This window comes from Enterococcus sp. M-BR2 (genome assembly GCF_056612775.1).
Map to the genome: position 1 here is coordinate 2004875 of NZ_CM152743.1, position 21675 is coordinate 2026549.

A 21675-nucleotide genomic window follows, 5' to 3' on the forward strand; every position below is an offset into this window, starting at 1 on the left:
CTCTCTTTTGTATTTGTTCGCCTGTCTAAACATATGTGTCTCCAGACAAGGCTTTTTTACTCAATAAAGAAAGAGAACCGAGGAGAAGCAGCACACCTGCTGCCGTTACCCATCTACTTGTTTCTACAGCATTCGTTTGAGGCAAATTGCCCTTAGTGTCGCTAGAACCGGATGTTCCTGACGTATCTCCACCGGTACTTTTTCCAGAATCAGTTGCGGAATCTGCAGTTGAGCCTGTATCAGGCCCAGCACTTGATCCTGTTCCAGGATCTGTGCTTGGATCTGTTCCAGGTTCCGTTGGTTTTTCTGAATAGATCAGACCGCTGACTTCGATCGTGCTTTCTTTTTCTGCTGCATCTGTCAAACTGTTCATTGATAAGCAGAAAAATCCCAGAAGGAAAACCAGTGGAATGATCCCTGTTTTTTTCATTTTTTTATACCCCTATAGCTTCAAATTGTAAGACAAGTTCGTATTGAGGATTAATTGCTTCCCCAAATTGGAAATTTGCTCCGACACTACCAGAGAAAGTAAACTCTGAGACATCGTCCTTGTTCGGCAATGTCACTAACTCACGTGGAAATTGCGGCGCAGTTGTTGGATTGACTAAAGGGATGGATGTACTACTACTTACACTATCCATGTTCAACACTAATTCCGGCACTTTGTCTGCATCTTGCCCTTTTACGAAGTTTCCAACAGAGACTTTCACGCCTTTTACCGAGTTGTTTCTGATTTGGTAGATTGGCGCTACGATCTTTCCTTCTGTTGCATCTGTTTGTCCGAATAACACTTTTGTCGGAATCGATACATCGATCCAATCCACTGGATCAGTTGGTTCTGGTCCTGGTCCCGGATCTGTCGGGTCCCATTCTTTGAAGGTACCTTCTGCTGGGATCGTGGCATTGTCTTGTTTTTGGACAGAATCATACACCGTATTTGGATCAGGTTCTCCTCCGACCCATGTATAAGCGCTTACTGTTTGCCCAATCGCCGCCGTGCTTAATAAAGCAAGTGCCGGCACCATCACTTTTGCAGATAATTTCATTTCTTTTCCTCCTAAAAATATATGTTTGCTATCAGTTAACTTTCAACTGTTAACTTCCCTACGACAGAAGACGTTCCGACTACGTTTGATTCATCATCTAAAAACTGGACGGTACTAACTGTCTTGTATGTGCCTTCTTCAACTTTTCGCAGTAGTTTTCCTTCCGTCACATATTGTTCTGGCTGGATTACACCCGAGATATAAATCTCTTCGTCTTCCCCTTCTATATAAGTTGTGACTTTGATCGCATATTCATTGCTGGGCGGGTTTTGGATATTCACTGATCCCGGATCGTCAGAGGTATCAAAACGCATCGTTGTATCTAACTTCAATCGTACGTAATCACCGTCTGCTTGGTCCTGTAGAAAATTGCGCAGTTCTTCTTCTGACATGTCTTTGATAAATGACTGGTCTCCACTGTTTAAGTTCATGATCACTTCGGGTTCTCTCCAAAAATGATCATAGATAAAAAAGCCAATAAGCATAGTTGTCACGATCGCTAGAGCAGCGATAAGCTTTTTTTTATGTCGCTTTATCAGAATGCCTCCCTCCTTTGTCGTTTTTTTATCGATAGAGCTATTATGGTTTTATCTACAAAAACAAACGAATGGTATCTGATTTTTCTATTTGTTTTTCTCGTTAAAACCGCCTACCTGTTACTACTTTATCAGATGCCGAACGGTCTCTTAGAACAGTTTTTTCCTTTTACAGAAATATGTGGATGACCAGAAAAGTTAAATGAACTTCCTTCTTATTGGATTATTTATTAGGATGAAATAGTAACCGATTACAATGGAAAATGGAGGGATTTGAAATGAAAAATAGAAAATCACGTTTACTGACGGCTTCACTATTATGTTAGTACATTCCTTACTACTATTCCTACTCTACAAGTAGAAGGAACCTCTTTACCAGAAAGACAACCGAGTGTTGCAACAGTACATAGAGAAATGAATACAGAACTAGAAAATATACTCACCTCAGAAATAGACCCACTTGTATCTACTTTCATTACGCGAGTGGTCGAGCCTGAAAACCAAACAGCGATCCAAATCAAAGATAGGAACTTGGAACGTTGTTTGAAGGAGCACTTTGGTTTAAGTGAAAACGAACCGATTACCGATAAACATATGGAGAGTTTGATCGTATTAGATGTCTCTAATCAGGAAATTGCAGACTTGTCAGGCATGGAACATGCAAAGAATATAGAAAACTTTCGTTTCAACAATAACCGTGTGTCTGATTTGTCCCCTTTAGGAGAACTTCTTAATATAAAAATTATCGGAGCAGATTCTAACCAGATCAGCAGTTTGGAGACACTAAAAGATGTCCCTTCACTTGAACTGTTGTCCTTGGTAAATAACGGTTTGACTACACTAAGAAGAATAGCCATCTGTACCTCCTTAACTCATCTATGGATTTCAAGAAATCAGGTGCCTACATTAACAGAGCTATACAATCTACATAATTTGGAGATGATCGAGTTCAACTATAATCTTGTCGCAGACATCTCACCATTGAAGAACCATGTCAATCTAGAAAGAATTTACGGAGCACATAATCAAATCCGCCTATTGGATGACCAATTACAGTTTCCAAAATTGTCCCTCTTAGAGTTAGGGTACAATGATTTCCCTTACTTAAATAATGAGGCGCAACTCCAATTCTTGAATAAGATCGCACAATTCACCACACTGGAAGCCTTAGGTCTTTCAAACAATAATCTTTCTACGATCGAACCTTTAGAAAGTTTAGTGAATTTGAGAAGTGTCTTTTTAACTGCTAATAAATTGACATCAATTGACACTTTGAAAAACATGCCTGAAATAAGCTTTCTTAACGCCAGAGACCAATTAGTCAGCCCATCTGTCGCCACTGTCTATACACCATTTCCATTACGTATCAGAGATCGTTTTGGGCAGTTACCTGAAATCGTCTTTGATCATCCCGGTACCTATGACGGAGAGAATGTGATTTGGCATGAAGCTGGTACGAACAATCTTCACTGGTACACCACAGGCGGTGCTTCAATTGAATTTAGTGGTACCGTCATCCAACAAGCGATTCCTGATTACCGACCGTCTCAGCCTGGAAGAATTCGCTATACATTCAATCCAAGAAGCACGACAGTTACTTGGGAGCCTTCAGTAGATCATTACGGTATCAGTCACTACGAATTCTATCTATGGGACTTTCTAATTGCTACAACAACGGAACCCGAATTCATAGCTGAGGACATTCGTCATCATGGACAATACCCAATCACGATCATTGCCGTTTCTAACAGCAGGAGAAAATCAGATCCTGCTTTCGATCTTATATATAGATCATGGATGCCAATCAACTAAAATCAAAAAAGAACTTACGACTTGTTTTTGTCGTAAGTTCTTTTTTATTTAGTGTCTTAGTCTTTCAATCCCAATAAACGTCTCGCATAGATCACCTGACCAGAGTGCATGGCAGCATCATCAATAATAGAAACAAGACGCATCCCTCGCGTGACTGGTGGTGTCCAGTTTTCGTCAATTACTTCATCTAGCTCGGAAGGTTCTAACCCTCTTAAATAGGAAAAAGCAGAATCAGAAGCAGCCCGCAAGTACCCTAGCAAGTCTTCTACTTGATTAGTTTGGATTTGTTTTGCTCGTTCCAGACTGTGCTTCCAATCTTGTTCGTCATCTGCTATTCTCATCGGAAATCGGCTTTCCCAATCTTGGCTGTGCCAAATTGGAGAGGTACTGGCTAAATCAGCAATCTGGAAATCCAATTCTCGAGCGGTATGCCAAGCCAGCCAAGTCATTGATTTGATTTGTGGGGCTCTGTCTTCCACTGAAAAACGGTTGGCCTCCTCAATAGAGACACCTTCAAACAAACGTTCAAATCGCTCGTATGCTCGGTCTATGCTCTCGCATAACATATCTAAATAATTCATCTATTTTCCTCCTTTTTATTTATCCTGCTTGCTTTTTCCTAACTCTAGAATTTCTACTTATATGTTACTACACCCCCTCATTTTTTACACTTTCCAGTCACTAGTATGAATCGTTTGGAGATTGAAAGAGAAAGATGTTCTCTATTTTCCATTTGAACAAAAATCAATAAAATGAATGATTCATTAATATTGTTTAAATAAACAATGATTTTTTAAACGAACAGTTTAAGCCTAGGAAAAAAAGAGTATAACAGGAAAATGTTTGAAATGAAAGGAAGGGAAAAGATGAAAAAAAGGGTAAGTTTATTAATATTAGTTACTTTATTGTTCAACATCTTTTCGTATGGTGTGGCTGTTTCAGCGGAGACATTTCCTAAAGATCCTGGGAATGTTTATAATGATTTAACTGGTAACTATGGTTTGCTGGGAATTGCTGGTCAATTCCATGTATTTGCCAAAAACAAGACAACAGTTAATGCCCATACAGACGGAAATATAGCAACACATGAACTGGATGCAAATAATAATTTTGGGACAGAGCTTCATGAAGGCTTATTGAACCAAGAGATCAATTATATACAAAAAACTGATTCTTTCATTAATTCTTCAGGTATCCCTACTGGCGACACAAGAGTAAATAAATTTGTCGTTGGTAGTGATGTGGATATAGCATTACAAGATGGACATCCTACGGTTAAGTGATCAAGGCTTGATCACTTAACTCCGGATGATTTTTATAAAGACCGTGATGGAAACGAATATATTGATTTCGAGCAAGAGTTTGCTAGATTGAATGTAGCAGCAAATGACCTTGCAACTGCCACCCCAGGTAAAACATATACTGCTGCGGATTTTCCAGACATGAATAATCGAACAATTGATTTGACTGGTCTATCAGATTCTGGATTTTTATTGGTAAATATCGACGCAGAAGTGTTAACGATGAATACGCCACTTCAAATCATCAATCCAAGTGATCAAGTAGTCGTATTCAATGTCATCAACAGTTCTTCTGCATTGAACGTACAGTCACCAATCAAATACAACGATCGCTCAAATCATGAAACAGAAGATTTTTCGGATGCGAATATCTCTTGGAATTTCGGAAATGAGATGACTTATTTGACAATCAGTGCTCCTTTTCAAGGAACAATCCTTGCGCCTAATGCCACTATTCACATTACTCAAAACCAAGATGGAACGATTATAGGGACAAATGTGATTTTAGATGCGGCTACCAATCGTTGGGATCCTAACGAAATATTTATCAGCGACAATGGTACAGGCGGTACAGATACAACGTCCACAAGTGATAGTACCGACACAACGACTTCAAGCGATAGCTCGGATTCTACTACCACAAGTGATAGTACTGACACAACTGCTACAAGCGATAGCACAGATACTACTACCACAAGCGATAGTACCGACACAACGACTTCAAGCGATAGCTCGGATACAACGTCCACAAGTGATAGTACTGACACAACGACTTCAAGCGATAGCTCGGATTCTACTACCACTTCAAGTGACAGTATCGATACGGCAGATACAACATTTATCACAAGTGACAGTCGTCATGCAAGTGTCTCTTTCCCAAGAACAAGTTCGGATAACAAGACGAACGTTAACTTAGCTAATAAAACAAGCGATGATCGTTTAAATAAATCGAAAAAAGTACTTCCTAAAACTGGAAGTCAATCAAATAATTGGATAACAATCGCAGGCGTTATATTACTTGTAATCGGTTTAAGAATCACTTTCATGAGTAATAAGAAGTCGAAAAGATAAAAAAATGAACCGAGATAAAAAATAAAGAGCAACGTCAGTTAGTGACATTGCTCTTTATTTTTGCTTGTTAACATCAAAAAATCCATTTCAAGTGATCCAAAAACATGTAGATTTCATCCTTAGGAATTTATCCACGTGTTGCACCAATTTCTGTTCAGTCTTTGCGGTCTAGAATCAATTGAGTAAGGGAAAAAAGATTTTCTCTCGTTCGAAGAGAGGTATCAGGTAATTTCTTGATTTCTTTCAACGCCTTTTCTGTGTAGGCTGCTGCTAATTTCTTGGCTTCTCCCACACCTCCTGTACGTTCAACGATTTTGCGTACAGCTTCAATATCTTCTTCTGTCATTTTCGTTTTCTTCTCTAAATAAGGCAGTAAACTCTGTTTTTTTTTTTCAAAGAATAGATCAATGGCAAAGAATAGACTCCTTGACGCATGTCTTCTAGTACAGGTTTCCCGATTTCCTGACTCTCTTTTGTATAATCCAAAATATCATCAATAATTTGGAAGGCCATCCCGATAGAGAGTCCGATATCTCCTGCTTTTTTTGCGAAACGCTCGCTTGTTCCACTTTCAAAAGCGCCAACAGAACAACTTAGTTGGAACAATTCAGCTGTCTTACCTGAGATATTCTCCAAATATTCTTTTACAGAAAGTTCATAATTATAGCGATCATCCATCTGCCCTAATTCGCCATTCAATACTTTTTCCATACTGCGAGAATTCAATTGAAGACTTTTCAGGGAAGTCGAGTAATCAGACAATAGTTTAAAACAGCAGACGAATAAATAATCTCCTGCATAAACAGAAACGACATTCCCAAACTGACTACGGATATTAGGCTGACCACGCCGCAGATCTGCTTCATCAACGATATCATCATGAATCAGTGTGGCCGTATGGAGCATTTCGATGGAAGCTGCCAAAGCGATGGCTTTGTCCCGGTCTTGCTCTGGTCCAAATTGTGAGAACAGTAGCTGATAGGCAGGTCGCAACATTTTTCCGCCAGCATGGATCGTTTCTTTGATTGCTTGTTCGACAGGTTTGTTTTTCAGACGGACAGTTTCTTCCATCCGTTTTAGTGTTTCTGTCAATTCTTTACTTAAAGCAGGATAGTTTTCCCACATTGGATGTAGCTTCATAAAAAAACTCCTTGTGTGACGATTATTTTTTGGTAAACATCGGGCTCCATTGTTGTTTGGTTCCCTGCTCATAATCTTTTTGGAATCGTTGCAGTGTCTGCACATGTCGTAAAAGATAATTCGCCGCGATTCCGATAGCGATTCCTGACAAGATTCCTAAAACGGAAAGGACTGGCAAGTACAGCATGACTGTCCATGATTGCGCAATGAAAGAGGCCATCAAAAGCTGACCGACATTATGCATGAACCCACCGGCCGCACTGATCCCGATGATACTGATACGTTTGGGTCCTAATTGCTTGACCAATAACATCCCAAAATAACTAAGCAGAGCACCGCTCATGCTGTAAAGGAACGTGGAAATCGTTCCACCTAGCAAGGTAGTCAGAAATAGTCGCAGCCACAATAGCAAGAAGCTGTCCCGTTTTTTCATGGTAAAAATCGCAACGATCGTGATCAGGTTGGCTAAGCCCAATTTTGCTCCAGGCGCAAAAGCAAAAGGATAAGGAATCATATTTTCCAATAAGCCAATGATCACTCCTTGTGCAACAAGTAGCGAAATATAAATCATTTTTTGTAATTTGCTCATGGTGTGTGAAGGTCTAATAAATCAGACTGTCTTCGTCACCCCCATCTGTAGATCGGACCTCGATCACTAATTTATGTGGTAAACAAACAATGGTTTCACCATTTTTTGTTGCCCAGCCTCGACGTACGCAGATCTGGTCATCGCAGTCTGCTTCTTTTATCCGTACTCGATCGCCATCTATCTCAATCAAGTTATAATCTCCGTGTTTATCTTTGTAAGTATATGTGTAGCTCTTTTCTCCAGCCATCAAAGGGAATGTTTTGATTTCTGTGCCATCCACACGCAGTACCGCTTCTTTTTCTGCTGTTGCGGTATTTTGCTGAAGACCAAAAATCATGACTGGTAAAAAAGAAAGAACAGTCAAAAGCAAAATAATAAAAACATCCCAAGGTTTGAGCAGACTTTTTTCAGCAAATTCTTTAAGGCTCATTTTTGTTCTCCTTTTTCCAGATTAACTCACCCAATTTTAGCATAAAAACAAGAGGTTGTGACACCTGTGCCTTGCTTTGAGTAATAAGAACGAAGAATAGAAAGCAGCTTTCCATGTTTTCTAATTCTCTGGGCTTATTACCGAGAAGCAGCAGGTGGAACACCGTTTATATCAAGAGGTTGTGACAGAAGTGGGCAGCTTCAAGAAATAAGAAGGAATTTATGAAAATTGCTTCTCAAATTTTTGTGAAATTTCGTCTTATTTCCGAAGAAGCTACTTCTGGAATACCGTTTATCAGAGGTTATGACACCTGTGTCTTGCTCATGGAGGTTTATCTCGGGCATCTTATTCCTTTGTTTTACATAAAAAGGAGGCTGCGACGGTTTGCCTCAGCCCCTTTCTATTGAAAATCTTGCATTCAAATAACGTTGTTCATTTATTTTTATCTATTTATTTCTTGCCGTATTGGGCACTTGGTCTACCGTACCACCAATTGCCTAGTGTACGTTGTAGCCACGGAATCACCCAACGATCCAAACCAATCGCACGACCAGAGCCGTTCATCAATGCGAAAGCAACAAAAATGAACCAAATGTTTACCCAATAAAACATTCCTGATAAACAGAATGTGATCACTAATACGATCGTTGTCGCACTGCATAGCCATGTGAATAATCCAGCAATCAATGCTAATGCCAAGGCGATTTCAAAGAATACCATAAATTTTTGGAAGAACATTGCTACATCATTATTTGGCATGATTACTTGCATAATCTTCGTGAACCAGTCTGGTGACTTCTCGATCACAGCCATTGGTTCTTCTCCGTATGCATAACTCAAACCGAAATGTGCAGCATGAGTCGCTGCTTCTCCGGCACTTGCCCCTGCTCCGCTGGCAGCTGTGGTTGCATCTCCAGCAGCAGAAGCACCACTGGCAACATCTGTTACATTATATTCCCACGTCCAAGGAAATACACTGTTTCCAGTGAACCATGATCCTTCACCAAACCAAGTACTTGGTCTGAACACTTCACCATTACCAATGATTTTTTTGGAAGCTTCAACGAACCAAACTAAACCATAGAAAATACGAAGTGGCACACTCCATAAGACGTTACCGTAACGAGAAGAATGTCCTCGAGTCACGTTGCGATCGTCTTTGATATGGAAAAACTCATGCATTAAATATTGGAACATATAATAACCAGAACGAATATCAAAGAAGTATTTCAAATTCACGATATGTTTCATTACGATAGCTAAAAATCCGCTTAAATGGATCTTGTCAAATAGGTTAGCTACCCCCCATTTGGCACCAATAGAAACCATAAATCCTTGATAGTTTCCTTTAAATTTATGCTTTTCTCCGCCTTTGATCGAAGCCACGATATTCGCTGCGGCTGTGTGTCCTGTTTGTTCAGCAGCTTGGACGATCTGCGGTGTCGGTGTTCCTGGAAACTCTTCATAAAAGACTAAATCACCGATGATATAGATGTTTTTATCTTCGTAGCCTTTTGCCTGCATGTATTCATTGGCGATCAACCGCTGTCCGCGTGCTGCTTCTAATCCAAAATCAGCAGCATCAGAAGTTCCTTTAACACCAGCTGTCCAAATCAGTGTGTGGGTCGGAATGTTGCGTCCGTCCTTCAGCTTGATATGATCCGCAGCCACTTCTACGATTGGTGCATTCAATAATAATTCTACATTGTGCTTACGCAAATAGCGTTCAGCTTTTGCAGCATCATTTCGGTCTAACATATTCAAGATCGTCGGCATTGCCTCTACGACCATCAGTGTGATCTCGTTTGGATCCAACTTGTAATCTTTGGCTAAGCGATTTTTCCAGTCAATCAGTTCCCCAATCATTTCAATACCGGTAAACCCAGAACCACAGACAACGAAAGTCAGCATGGCTTTACGCAACTCATCATTTGGTTCCAACGCAGCTTTTGCTACTGTTTTCTCAATATGTTCACGAATCCTTACAGAATCTTCAAATGACCAAAGGGTGAATCCGTGAGCTTTGACACCAGGTGTACCAAAGTCATTCGGCTCTCCGCCCATTCCAAGGATCAGCTGATCAAAAGGATAGGAACCCAATTTGGTCTTGACGATTTTCTGTTCTTTATCGATACCGACAACTGTATCTGTGACAAGTTGTACATTCTTTTGACGAGCAAACAAATGCTGCAGATCGTATTGGATTGCTTCTGGTTCTACACGTCCGCCAGCTACTTCATGCAACTCGGTCATCATAGTATGGTACGAATGACGATCGATCAGAGTAATTGCTACATCTTCTTTTTTCAGTTTTTTTGCCAAGTATTTTGTAGCTGAAACACCGGCATATCCTGCTCCTACAACGACAATATTTTGCTTTGCCATTGATCATCCGCTCCTTATAGACTATCTATATCATAAATATATGATAATTCTTTTAGTTTGATACTTATTACACAATCTCCATATATTATATAGATGTTCTGTTCTTTTGTCTAACTCCTTTTGGATTTTTTTCAAATTTTAAAATAAAGCGTTTTTTCACGAAATTCGCTGAAAGAAAACGTTTGAAATATTACGTGGGTTATTTATCAAAAATAGTTGACTTATAGGCTAAAAAGATTAGAATGTATAATGAATCACAAAGAAAAATTGTGGACTAAAAATGGAATGGTGGGGTATTAAAATGAAGAAAAAACGTTTTGTAACTGGATTTGCCGTGTTAGCATTTTCAGCTCTAGTGTTAGGCGCTTGCGGCGCAGATGATAACGGAAGTTCAAATTCTTCTTCTGAATCATCTACAGCACAATCTTCAACTGCAAAAAGCACAACAGAATCATCTACAAAAGTTGTTGCTGGCGGAGACTTGCAAGACGGCACATATAAATTAGAAGAAAAAAATTATTCAAATGGTTACCGCGCAGTTTTTGAAATGGTTGTAAAAGACGGTAAAATTACTGAATCAAAATATGATAACATCAATGAAAACGGCGAATCAAAAACAAAAGATGCAGAATACAACAAAAACATGGAAGCAAAATCTGGCACAAATCCAGAAAAATATATTCCTGAGTTGAACGACCAATTCTTAAAAGCACAAAGCGCAAGCGGTGTGGAAGTCGTAACTGGAGCTACTCACTCATCTGAAAGCTTCCAAAACTACGCACAACAATTGATCCAAGCTGCTCAAGCTGGGAACACAGATACAATCGAAATCGACAATGGTGCTGATTTGAAAGACGGCACTTACAAGCTAGAAGAAAAGAACTACTCTAACGGCTACCGTGTGCAATTCGAAATGACAGTTGCTGGCGGCAAAGTAACTGAATCAAACTTTGATTATATCGACAAAGACGGTAAATCAAAACAAGATGATACAGAATACAATGAAAACATGAAAGCCAAAAACGGAACAGAACCAAAAACTTACATCCCTACTCTTAACGATGAATTCGTCAAAGCAATGGGTGAAGAAGATGGCTCACCTGCTGATGTAGAAGTTGTTACAGGTGCTACACACAGCTCACATTCATTCATCATGTACGCACAACAATTAGTGAATGCAGCTGAAAAAGGCGACACTCAAACAATCGAAGTAGACAATATCGTAACAGAGTAATATCATATAACCATATTAATAAAAGTTGGAGGGTGGGACGATAGCCAGATTAGGCAGTCGTCTCACCTTTCAAAATGAAGAGAGGAAAACAATGCGGAAAAAACTACTATTTTCCTTAATCACACTGGGCATCTCTTTTATGGTGCTAACTGGCTGTACTAATTCAGCAAAAAAAACAACCACTGAAAGTTCAGCTTCTACCAAGATCTTGAAAGATCCGTACTCTGATGAACAGTTCTTGTTAGGGACTTACGTTCGTATCCGTGTGTATGATGAAGGCAAAGAAGCAGCATTGAAACCTGCCTTTGATCGAGTAAAAGAGCTTGGTGATAAAATCACGATCAACCAAAAAGGTTCCGAGATTGATGAAGTGAATGAACAGGCTGGAATCAAACCCGTAAAAGTTTCTGACGACGTCTACACATTAGTCAAACGAGCCTATGAATACAGCCAAGATTCTCAAGGCGGATTCGATATGGCAATCGGTGCAATCACTCAATTATGGCGAATCGGATTTGATGACGCCAGAAAACCTTCACAAGAAGAAATCGATCAGGCATTGAAATTAGTGGATTATCATAAAATTGAACTAAATGACCAAGAAAAAACGGTCTATCTAAAAGAAAAAGGAATGATCATCGACTTAGGGGCAATCGCCAAAGGCTACATTACAGACGAAGTAGTGAAAGTCTTGAAAAAACAAGGTGTGACTACTGCTATCGTTGATTTAGGTGGGAATGTCTATGTCTTAGGACACAGCCCAAGAGGCGAAAACCAAGACTGGACAGTCGGCATCCAAGATCCAAATATGGCTCGTGGCTCTGTTTTAGGTTCTATCAAAGAACGGAACAAAACATTAGTTACTTCTGGAATTTATGAGCGCTATTTAGAAGTAGATGGCAAAAAATACCATCATTTGTTTGATCCAAAAACAGGTTATCCATTCGACAACGATATCGCAAGTGTCACGATCATAACAGATAAATCCATTGATGGTGACGGTCTGTCTACAGCAGTCTTTTCAATGGGTGTGAAAAAAGGTCTGGAATATGTTGAAAGTGAATTGAACAATGGGACGGAAGCAATCTTCGTGACAAAAGACGATAAAGTATATGTGACCGATCCGATCAAAGACACTTTCAAATTATCTGAGGACTCCCATTACACGATGGGTGACCGTTCTGAACTAAAATAAGGAGCACGAACCATGACACTAAAAATCTTTTTAGAAGTAGTTGAAATACGAACAAAGGTGGCTAGTGTATTTCCTTTTGCGGTAGGGGTATTATTCTCTATCGCTTTTTTTCACGAGATACATTGGTTGAACACTTTTTTATTTTTTGTTGGGATGCTAGTTTTTGATTTAGCGACAACCGCGATCAATAATTACATGGATTATGAAAAGGCGCATTCTGAAGTATATAAGTATGAAGAAAACGTCATTGGTCGCCGAAATCTATCCCCTGTATTGATCCGAAACATGATTTTAGCGATGATCGCATTTGTTTTTGTTATTGGCGTTATTTTAACAATCAATACGGGTTGGCTTTTGCTTTTGATGGGATTTATCTGTTGTTTTATCGGAGTATTCTATACATTCGGTCCCATTCCCTTGTCTCGAATGCCTTTAGGGGAAATCTTCAGCGGGGTGACTATGGGACTTGGGATTTTTGCAATGGTCGTTTATGTTAATACATTCGGTTCGGATGTCTATGATCTGACAATCGATTTTTCATCCGGGCAATTTGCTTTGGTAGGAAACCTTTGGGCTATAGCAGCCATTGTATTGGCTTCCTTACCCTTGGTGTTTACGATTGCCAATATCATGTTAGCTAATAATTTGCGAGATCTTGACCGCGATATTGAAAATCATCGCTATACACTGGTTTTTTATATCGGACGCCCAGCAGGAACAGTCTTATTCCAGCTATTGATGTATGCTTGCTATTTTGTGATCTTGATGGGCTTGTTGAGTGGTATCTATGAATGGCCAATCTTAGTCACCTTCTTGACTTTGCCAATTGTGAAGAAGCATTTAGATCAATTCAAGCAAACATTACCCCAACCTATCAGTTTCAGCTGTTCCATCAAAAATATGGTCTTGTTCAATGCTAGCTATGTATTGGGTCTATTACTAACGATCATTGTGCAATCCATTTAACGATTTGAAGAGGTTGTGACAGAAGTGGTCAGCTTCAAGAAATAAGAAGGAGTTTACGAAAATTGCTTTTCAAATTTTTGTGAAATTTCGGCTTATTTCCGAAGAAGTTACTTCTGGAACACCGTTTATTCGGAAAAAGGAACTGCGACAAGACTTTTGTCACAGTTCCTTATTTTTTTGATTCGTATCAGCGAACTTGATGAGAATTTTCTTGAACTAATGAATTTCTCATAGACTTAGCATTTTTACGCGCTTGTCCTACTTTATTTTCTAAGTTTGGATTTTGTTTATTAATCTCTCCTTCTCTACGCACAGCTGGCAATAAATTGTTCAACTCTTGAGATATTTCTTGTTCATTGAGAAGGTGTAACTTGACATTAGCAGTATCAGCAAGATCTTTGATCGTACTGATAATGATGATAATCAGTTTCAACAATATCGGTACTAAAATAAACAGCGCAATCAATAGCCCGATTAAATTCAAATTGCCGTCCCCATCTCGTCCTACCTTATCAATCACTAATTCCTTTATCTGTGAACGAAAACGATTTTTAGGCGAAATATTTCGTTGTAATGAACGGTCTACTTTATGTTTCATATTCTTGACGCTATATGTGCTCGCTCGTCCAGATTGTCTCTTATATTTCTGGCTCGTTTGACCCGTTTGCTTCGATTGAGCAGAGAGAGTCGAACGCTGATATTTTCTTTTATAAGATTGAGTAGAAAATTGAGTTGATTTAGCTTGTCGAGTAACGGTCGCTTGCTTTTGTTGTAAAGAAGCTTTTTTTGCTTCACTGACATATCCCGTATACTTCAATTCTTTTTGCAAAAACTGCTTTTGATATTTTTGCTTGCGAGTAATGTCTTGGGTTGTTTGCTTATCTGAAATGACACTATTTCGATATGTCTGCTCATTCGGTTTTTCCCGTTGAATGATATGTTGTTGGTTCGTTTGGCGAGCATTTTCCAACTTTAGCTCTTTTTTTGATTTTAAAAGTAATTGTCTTCTTCGAAATAACTTTTGCTGTTTCGCGATTTTTGGATTGTGCACTGCGACAATTCTTTTTTCGAGAAGCATGGCACGAAGGCGTTTTTTACGCGTATTCGAAGTTATCAGTTTTACTTTTTTCCCGTTTTTTTTCTTCAACCGAATGTTTTTCTTTTTCTCACTACTCGTTTTGAAGACTTTTGTTTTTGATGATTTCTCACCGTTTCTATTTAAAACAATATTTTCTGCTTTAGACTTGGAAGTGGAGCTGCTTCCTTTCTCATCCTCTCTTTCGTTATCCAGTTCAATATCTCCTCTTGGATTTTCCGAATCAGCCACTATCACATATCCTTTCTGCTTGTTTTTACTTTATTATGTTTCTCCAGGCTTGGTCGACATCATTTTGTACAGCTTCGTATCTTTTGGAAAATGATCGTAAAACGGGAGAGTGGTATCCCCAAATACCATTAATCCATAGCCTTCTGGAGAATTGACTACGTATTTCTCTTGTTCTTCTGAAATATCGAATAATCGAACGAGCTGTGTCCTGTCTGATTTAGCCTGATTGAGCATCATGACGAAGTCACTGTTAGACAACATTCTTCGTGCAAGATCCGATAGCAGCAATGTCTCCACATTCTGAGTAATCCCTGTTGGAATGGCCCCCCATTTTCTTGCCCGACTCCATAATTCAAAAAAGTAATTCTCTGAATATTCATTGGTGAACAAAAGTTGCATCTCATCGATATACAGCCATGTTCGCACGCCTCGTTCCCTGTTTTCCGTGATCCGATTCCATACTTGGTCTAAAACGATCAACATCCCCATTGTCTTCAATTGTTTCCCAAGATCTTTAATATCGTAAATGACAAGCCGCTTCGTGATATCCACGTTTGTTTTGGCAGAAAACACTGACAAACTTCCTTCGATATAAATCTCTAGATCCATGACTAACTGCTTTGCTTCTTCTTCTTCCTGTTCTTTTAATATGTTATAAAAATCAACAAAAGTCGGCATATCACCGCTCATTATTTCATATGTTCTACGACAGACTCGGTCGATCAGCGTTTTTTGAGCAGAACTCAAACCTAGTGCCCCACCAATAATCAAATCGAACAACGAAATCAAGAATTCTGACTTCAATACTACAGGGTCGGTATCGTCCCCATAGTTTTCATTGATATCCATCGGGTTGATCGTTGTTGCAGAATCACTGGATATCTTGATGATCTCTCCATTGAAATTCTGACCGATGACCGAATACTCCCGTTCTGGATCAATAATGATGACTTCATCTTCTGCATCTCGTAACAAGACATTGACTATCTCACGTTTGACAGAAAAACTTTTTCCGGAGCCCGGTGTCCCAAGAACGAATCCATTGGGGGCTTTTAAAAGTTTTCTATCTAGTGAAAGAATATTTTTAGAAATAGCATTCACTCCATAATATTTTCCGTTTTCTTGGATCAAATCAGATATGGTGAATGGGATAAAAATCGCTGTGCTGGCTGTTGATAGCGTACGATCTAACGGTATCGAATTTATTCCTAGCGGGAGTGTGGCATTTAGTCCATTCTCCTGCATAAATTCTAATTCAATGATCTTGAATCCAAAACGACGTCCTACTGCATTCACTTCGTCTTGAATCTCCGCCAGCTGTTCAGTTGTTCCTGCCCGAAAATGAATCGAGCTTGTCATCGCATAAAGCTTTTGACCTCTATTTTGCAAATCGTCTACCAAGCCTTTTGCTTCTGTTAATGAATACGAAAGGTCATAAGAAAGCATTTCGTAATCGTATCCGTTTTGCAACGCCTTTTTTTGCTCATCGACTTTTTGTTGCTCCATGAATGCTAGCTTTGTTTTCACTAAATCAAAAGCTTCATCTTGCTCTAGAGGATCAATATGAAGAGTAATCACTAATTCTTTCGGGATTTCTAACAGCTCGTATAAGAATGTATCTGCTAATTCAGAAGGATATTCTTGAAGATAAATCGTTTTTGCATAATGCGTATCTACCTTTAGATAGTTTTTGTTTTCTTTTATCTCAATGACTTCTGGCAATACATCTTCGACCTTTTGCTTCTCTCTTTTATCATCTGTCCCTAAAATCTCTGAGAGGATTGTCAATAATTCTGTTTTTTCGATGCGCTTGATCTTGCTTCCTAATCGACTGGCAAACATTGCAAAGCGATCAGCCACCATTTCTAGTTCTTTTTCTGCATGCTCTATTTTTGTATGTTTTTGTACAAAAGTGAACAAGATACATTTGCGGTACCCATTTTTTTCTTCATCTAATTTTCTAGAGATGACTTCATTCATTTCTGACCGGTAGTCATCTAAAAAGTCACCTTTTTCTTGATAATAAAGAACTTTTTGCAAATCTGCTAAAGGTCGTTTCTTTTTATAGACGGTCAGCTGTAATTTCGTCTTACTACTTAAGGAATTCAAAAAATCACAATACTGAGAAAAAATCTCGATTTGGTTGTCTTCAGACGATAATTGGTAATTGATGTCTTCTAGTTCGATGGTAGTAGAATAAGGGATATCATCGATTTGACAAATACCGCTAGGAAAGATTTGAAGATAGGAACGGATGGGCTCCTCGAATTTTCAAGATACATTCTTGCCCTTTCAAACTTGCGACTTCGTCAGGATCCATCAGGTTTCTCCCTAGTTTTTGGAAGCTTTCATTGAACGAACCGTTTGCCCCTTTCGTTACACTGATATTTCGTTGTTCGATCGTTTCTTTACCCAATAATTTAGAGATGTATTCATGGGTGCTTTGTTCCATCCCTCCCAAGTATAAGAAGGTGTCACTCGTACCGATGATCGTTTCCCATGTGTTCTTATACAATGTTTTCAGCTGACTGATATTTTGCAAGATCACACTCGTTGAGATTTCTCGGCTTCGAACAACGGAAATGACTTTTTCAAAATCAGGAATCTGGCCAATGTTGGCAAACTCATCTAGAATACAGCGTACATGGACTGGTAGTCTTCCTTTGTATACATTGTCAGCTTTGTAAACAAGCATATCGAACAACTGTTGGTACATCATACTAGCTAAAAAGTTGAAACTTGTGTCTGTATCCGGTAACAAGATATATAAAATAGTTTTCTGATCACCGATTGAATCTAACGCCAATGTATCTTTTGATACCAACTGTCTGACACTTGGAATGTCGAATGGCGCTAGACGTACACCTAAGCTGACTAAAATACTTTTTGTTGTTTTCCCGGCTGATAATTTGAAAATCTTGTATTGTGCAACAGCAAAATTTTGTGGGTCTTTTTGTTCTAATTCTTGAAATAATACATCTAACGGACTGACAAAATTAGGGACATCTTCCTCGATATCAGCTAATCGAACCAATTCGATCACACTTCCCAATGTTCGATCTTCTTCCACGACTTCTTGGATCAAGTAACTGAAAATCGCCATCAACAATGCAGTCTCTGCTTTTTCCCAGAATCCATCTCCACCTTTTTTATCCGGATCGGTTGTATTCTTGATCAAGTTGTTGATGATTTTTAAGATATCATCTTCATTTCTGATATATTTGAAAGGATTATAGTAGTCGGTTGCTTTCCGGTTGATCAAATCAAAAATCTTGATCTTATATCCCGCTTCTTCAAACATTTTTCCTGTCTCCATCAACAATAATCCTTTGGAGTCACTGACAACATAGGAAGAATGCATCTGCATCAGGTTAGGTTTTACAAAGAACCGAGTTTTACCACTTCCGGCTCCTCCCACCACGACGATGTTTTTATTACGGTTGAAGTTGTCTCTTTTAGTGATCTTCATTCGACCAGACAAAGACAGACTTTCTGTTTTCGTCAATAAGATATTGAAATCTTTCTTTTTATCAATAAATGGACGGATATCCCCAGCTTTTCCCCAACGTGCGCTTCCGTATTCTTCATTGGGTCTAGTATTTTTAGTATCGAACGTCTTATACAAAACGAATAACACATAGCTAACTCCTGAAACGACACCTACTAGAAGCGACATTTGTTCAAATTCGATATGGGGACTGAATTTCGCAATTTCTGCAAAGCTTTGATTAATTGCTTCCATAATTCGGTCTGCTAGCTCAAATGAAGTAAATTCCTCACTTAAAAACAAAAAAGCGATTCGATTACCAAAATACAAAAGTATACTAAAGACTAAAAAATGAAAACTAAAAACCATAGAACGTGAATTTTTCACATGACTCTCCTTTTCGTTTTTTCTTCTGTTTCATTTATAGAACACTCTGCTCCTTTTTTGGAGTTGGTTGACTGTTGCTTCTGGTACGTGCTGGGCTGTTTCTATTGCTATCATCTTTTCCGTTTTGATTACTTGCTCTAACAACTGCATCTTGTTTTAACTCTTGAAATTGACGTGGCCCTGCTACTGGTGAACCTTGAGAAGGCGCATTTCGATTATTTTCTGTCAATTTTTGATTTATAGGAACTACTTTGTTTGATTCCTTTCCTTGTTCGAGTGATACTTTCCTATTTGGCTCTGCGTGAATCTCTGCTTTCACTTGTTGGTTATCTTTTGAGTGTGCAAACAAGTTGTAGTCTATGGGTCCAAGAGAACCTTGAGAACTTATTGAGCTTCTTTTGGCACCTAAAGCATCCTGAGAAACTACTGAGCTTGTTCGAGAACTATCTGACGAGATGTTTTGTTCTTTTGTTTCTTGCACTTTTGAGTCTTTTGTTTTTTCTTGTACCTCTTTAACTTTCTCTTCTTTTTGATTCGAGAGGTCAAATGAATGAAGTGCTTTTTCTAATTTTTGATCAAAGTTTTTCTCTTCTCTTTTATTCAAATGATTTTCTACTTTTTTCAATCCAAATTTGTCAATCAGTTGCGCCCCGATACCCACAGAAGCCCCCATCAACGCTACAGTTCCAAGAGTAAATATATCGGCCCCAACTAGTCCAGGTGCAATGATTGGCATGAGGAATACAGAAGCCACTGCAATCAACGTACTTCCGCCTACTATAATCGCTAGCGTCTTCCAATTGTTCTTCAAGAAATCTTTCGTTTTGGCTTTCCAATCTTTTTTCGTGGAAGGTTCCAGACTTGGTTCTGCCGTTTTTTCTCCTTTAAGCGTTTCTTTGTCTTTTTCATTTGTCGTTATATCTATTTTCTTTGCTTCTTTTTCTGCTTCTTTTGTTACTTCTTTTGTTGCTTCTTTTGTTGCTTCTGGCTGCTCTTTTTCTTTTGTCAGTCCTTTATTTAGTTCTTCTTTATCTTTCTGAGCTTCGCGTCGATTGGCTATTTTTTTTCTCGCATAATTGATTAATTTAGGGACATAATAACTGGCACAAAAGAAAGAAAAAGCAGTAATCGCAACTGGTGCCGCATAGAGACTAACCGTCAGAGCTGGTAAAATCATCACTGCCCAACTCACAAATAAAGGATATGCCGCCAAAGGCCATAGATGCAACGCTCGGCGGAGCCAACGCATTTTTTTAGAATGTGGGAATAGTTCTTTTTTTAAATCTTTGATATCCATGCTTTTGATCTTTTCGATATCTGTTTTGATCTTGTCTGTATCTGCTTTGATATTTTCAACAGTAGCTGATTGCCCTTTTGGCAGTTGAATCATTTCGGGCTTCCACGTTTTAGGGTCATCTAACTGGATTTTCAGTTTCGCGAGTTCGGCTTCATTTTCTTGGATCTTCTTATCTATCGCATTTAATTCTGGTAAATGTTTCGCTTTTTTAGGAATGATACCAAATATTTCTTTTTGTTTTTCGATCGTCACTTGGAGTAGTTCTTGTCTAGCTTTTAAGTTTTCGCCGATTGCTGTATGTAAAGCATCTTTATTTGATATATCTGGTGTAACTTCCTTGGCTATTTCAGGTGTATCTTGCGTCTTTTTACCACTATCTGGTACGTCTGTCCGAGACTCTCCAGGATCGCTAGCAGCTCTTGGACGAGGTCCATTTTCCCGTTTTTGGCTAGGATTCTCTTGAATGATAACGTTCGGCTCAATAGGATGAGGTGCTTTCTCTGATTTTTGTGTTTCTTGTCTCTGCCATAATTCTTTACTTGGCATAGGAGATGGCACTGGAATACTCGGTTGCACCTTTTCACTATCAGCTCGATGCAGAGGGACACTTTCTTTGACTATTTGGCTAGGCTGCCCTTTTGGGATATCTTCCTTTTTCGGTAACTCTTGTGAAAATTCTTTTGTCTTAGTAGGAACATCTTGAGAACGTTCAATCTTAGCTATTGCCGATATCTGTGATTCGATGACTGCTTTTTCTTCTATTAGTTTTTGGAGCTTTACAATCACCACATTGTTATTCATTTCCCAACTTTTTCTTCGCTCTTTATCCTCAGGTGCTGGAGGCAAAGTGGATTCAATTTTTGTGATTTCTTGTTCTTTTTTCTCTAAATCTCTAGACAAATGTTTTTTTAACTGGGTAGCTTCTATTCTTAGTTTTTCTACTCTTTCCCTAGCTTTATTAGAAGGCTCATTTATTTGATCAAGACGATATTTGTTTTCTGCCACATTTATTCTAGATAAGATCAGCATTTCATTTTGATAGCTATCGGTGTTAAGAGCTGGTTTCTCAGGAGCTCCATAAGTAACAGATTCTCTTTGTTGTTCAAGTTTATTTTTATGTTCAGTGACTTTCTGGACCTTTTCCTCTAAAAAATTTTTTTCCTGCTCCATCTCCCCTAAAGGTTGTTTCTTTATGTTATTGATCACAATTTGAAGTTGCTTTTCCTCCGAAAGATAACTATATAGCTTCTGTTCATCAGTTAACGTTTTTATTTTCCCCTCAATTGCTTCTGAAACAGATTCGTTCAACTTATCCATATTGATTTCAATGTTCGGGTCGCGTGGGTTTACGAAGGGAGATGGTTCTTTTGTAAATCGTTCATCTGCCAAGTTGTATTCCAGAAGTTCAAATAACTTTTGATTGATTGGTGTAAGCATCTTTTTTACTTCCTCTCAGATTTTTACTCTATATA

General features: G+C 38.8%; 13 protein-coding genes and 4 pseudogenes. 5 read left to right on the forward strand and 12 right to left on the reverse strand.

The genetic code is table 11. The features are described from left to right. Positions 1–25: 25 nt before the first annotated feature. The 3 genes from AC1F25_RS09725 to AC1F25_RS09735 are packed head-to-tail and all read right to left on the reverse strand — an operon-like array spanning position 26 to position 1531. Positions 26–430, reverse strand: coding sequence for an LPXTG cell wall anchor domain-containing protein (locus AC1F25_RS09725; RefSeq protein ID WP_002310562.1), 405 nt, complete (start codon positions 428–430; stop codon positions 26–28). Positions 431–434: 4 nt separating this feature from the next. Beyond that, on the reverse strand, positions 435–1046 hold the full coding sequence (locus AC1F25_RS09730) for a hypothetical protein (protein ID WP_002314272.1): 612 nt from the start codon (positions 1044–1046) through the stop codon (positions 435–437). 35 nt (positions 1047–1081) lie between these two features. Continuing rightward, positions 1082–1531, reverse strand: a complete 450-nt coding sequence (locus AC1F25_RS09735) for a hypothetical protein (RefSeq protein WP_002316894.1) — start codon at positions 1529–1531, stop codon at positions 1082–1084. Positions 1532–1996: 465 nt separating this feature from the next. Here AC1F25_RS09735 and AC1F25_RS09740 point away from each other — a divergent pair, with 465 nt between their 5' ends. Further along, positions 1997–3394: a leucine-rich repeat domain-containing protein gene (locus tag AC1F25_RS09740; RefSeq protein WP_230311450.1), complete on the forward strand. Its 1398-nt coding sequence runs from the start codon at positions 1997–1999 to the stop codon at positions 3392–3394. A 56-nt stretch (positions 3395–3450) separates the two neighbouring features. On the opposite strand, the gene AC1F25_RS09745 is transcribed toward AC1F25_RS09740, so the two are convergent. After that, a complete protein-coding gene (locus tag AC1F25_RS09745; protein WP_479994076.1) occupies positions 3451–3975 on the reverse strand; it encodes a mycothiol transferase in 525 nt (174 codons plus the stop codon). A gap of 285 nt (positions 3976–4260) precedes the next feature. On the opposite strand from AC1F25_RS09745, the pseudogene scm reads away from it, so the two are divergent. Then, positions 4261–5766: pseudogene (scm, locus tag AC1F25_RS09750) on the forward strand (collagen-binding MSCRAMM adhesin Scm). A gap of 154 nt (positions 5767–5920) precedes the next feature. On the opposite strand, the pseudogene AC1F25_RS09755 reads toward scm, so the two are convergent. The 4 genes and pseudogenes from AC1F25_RS09755 to AC1F25_RS09770 all read right to left on the reverse strand — a co-directional run bounded on the left by AC1F25_RS09755 (position 5921) and on the right by AC1F25_RS09770 (position 10310). Beyond that, a pseudogene (locus AC1F25_RS09755) lies at positions 5921–6906 on the reverse strand (polyprenyl synthetase family protein). A gap of 22 nt (positions 6907–6928) precedes the next feature. Next, the gene (locus tag AC1F25_RS09760) at positions 6929–7495 is read right to left on the reverse strand and encodes a Gx transporter family protein (protein WP_002310572.1); all 567 of its coding nucleotides are present in this window, start codon (positions 7493–7495) and stop codon (positions 6929–6931) included. A gap of 13 nt (positions 7496–7508) precedes the next feature. Next, positions 7509–7925 carry a NusG domain II-containing protein gene (locus tag AC1F25_RS09765; RefSeq protein WP_002310574.1) on the reverse strand — a complete coding sequence of 139 codons (417 nt, stop codon included), beginning with the start codon at positions 7923–7925 and terminating at the stop codon, positions 7509–7511. A 450-nt stretch (positions 7926–8375) separates the two neighbouring features. Further along, positions 8376–10310: an NAD(P)/FAD-dependent oxidoreductase gene (locus AC1F25_RS09770; protein ID WP_002310575.1), complete on the reverse strand. Its 1935-nt coding sequence runs from the start codon at positions 10308–10310 to the stop codon at positions 8376–8378. A 301-nt stretch (positions 10311–10611) separates the two neighbouring features. Between AC1F25_RS09770 and pplA the strand changes: the two genes are divergently transcribed. The 3 genes from pplA to menA all read left to right on the forward strand — a co-directional run bounded on the left by pplA (position 10612) and on the right by menA (position 13705). Beyond that, positions 10612–11544 (forward strand): extracellular electron transfer flavoprotein PplA, encoded by a 933-nt coding sequence (gene pplA, locus AC1F25_RS09775; RefSeq protein ID WP_087062887.1) that lies wholly within the window; start codon positions 10612–10614, stop codon positions 11542–11544. A gap of 91 nt (positions 11545–11635) precedes the next feature. After that, positions 11636–12739 carry an FAD:protein FMN transferase gene (locus AC1F25_RS09780; RefSeq protein WP_002310577.1) on the forward strand — a complete coding sequence of 368 codons (1104 nt, stop codon included), beginning with the start codon at positions 11636–11638 and terminating at the stop codon, positions 12737–12739. Positions 12740–12751: 12 nt separating this feature from the next. Further along, entirely contained in the window at positions 12752–13705 is a 954-nt protein-coding gene (menA, locus tag AC1F25_RS09785) for a 1,4-dihydroxy-2-naphthoate polyprenyltransferase (protein ID WP_479994077.1), read from the forward strand. A 187-nt stretch (positions 13706–13892) separates the two neighbouring features. Here the strand turns inward: menA and AC1F25_RS09790 are convergent, their stop codons facing one another. The 4 genes and pseudogenes from AC1F25_RS09790 to AC1F25_RS09805 form a co-directional block, all read right to left on the reverse strand. Then, positions 13893–15032 (reverse strand): hypothetical protein, encoded by a 1140-nt coding sequence (locus AC1F25_RS09790; RefSeq protein ID WP_244843392.1) that lies wholly within the window; start codon positions 15030–15032, stop codon positions 13893–13895. A 33-nt stretch (positions 15033–15065) separates the two neighbouring features. Next, positions 15066–17273: pseudogene (locus AC1F25_RS09795) on the reverse strand (VirB4-like conjugal transfer ATPase, CD1110 family); the annotation flags it as partial. Further along, positions 17272–18906: pseudogene (locus tag AC1F25_RS09800) on the reverse strand (VirD4-like conjugal transfer protein, CD1115 family); the annotation flags it as partial. The pseudogenes AC1F25_RS09795 and AC1F25_RS09800, both read right to left, overlap by 2 nt. Positions 18907–18940: 34 nt before the next feature. Beyond that, on the reverse strand, positions 18941–21640 hold the full coding sequence (locus AC1F25_RS09805) for an ATP synthase subunit B family protein (RefSeq protein WP_479994078.1): 2700 nt from the start codon (positions 21638–21640) through the stop codon (positions 18941–18943). Between the last annotated feature and the right edge of the window lie 35 nt (positions 21641–21675).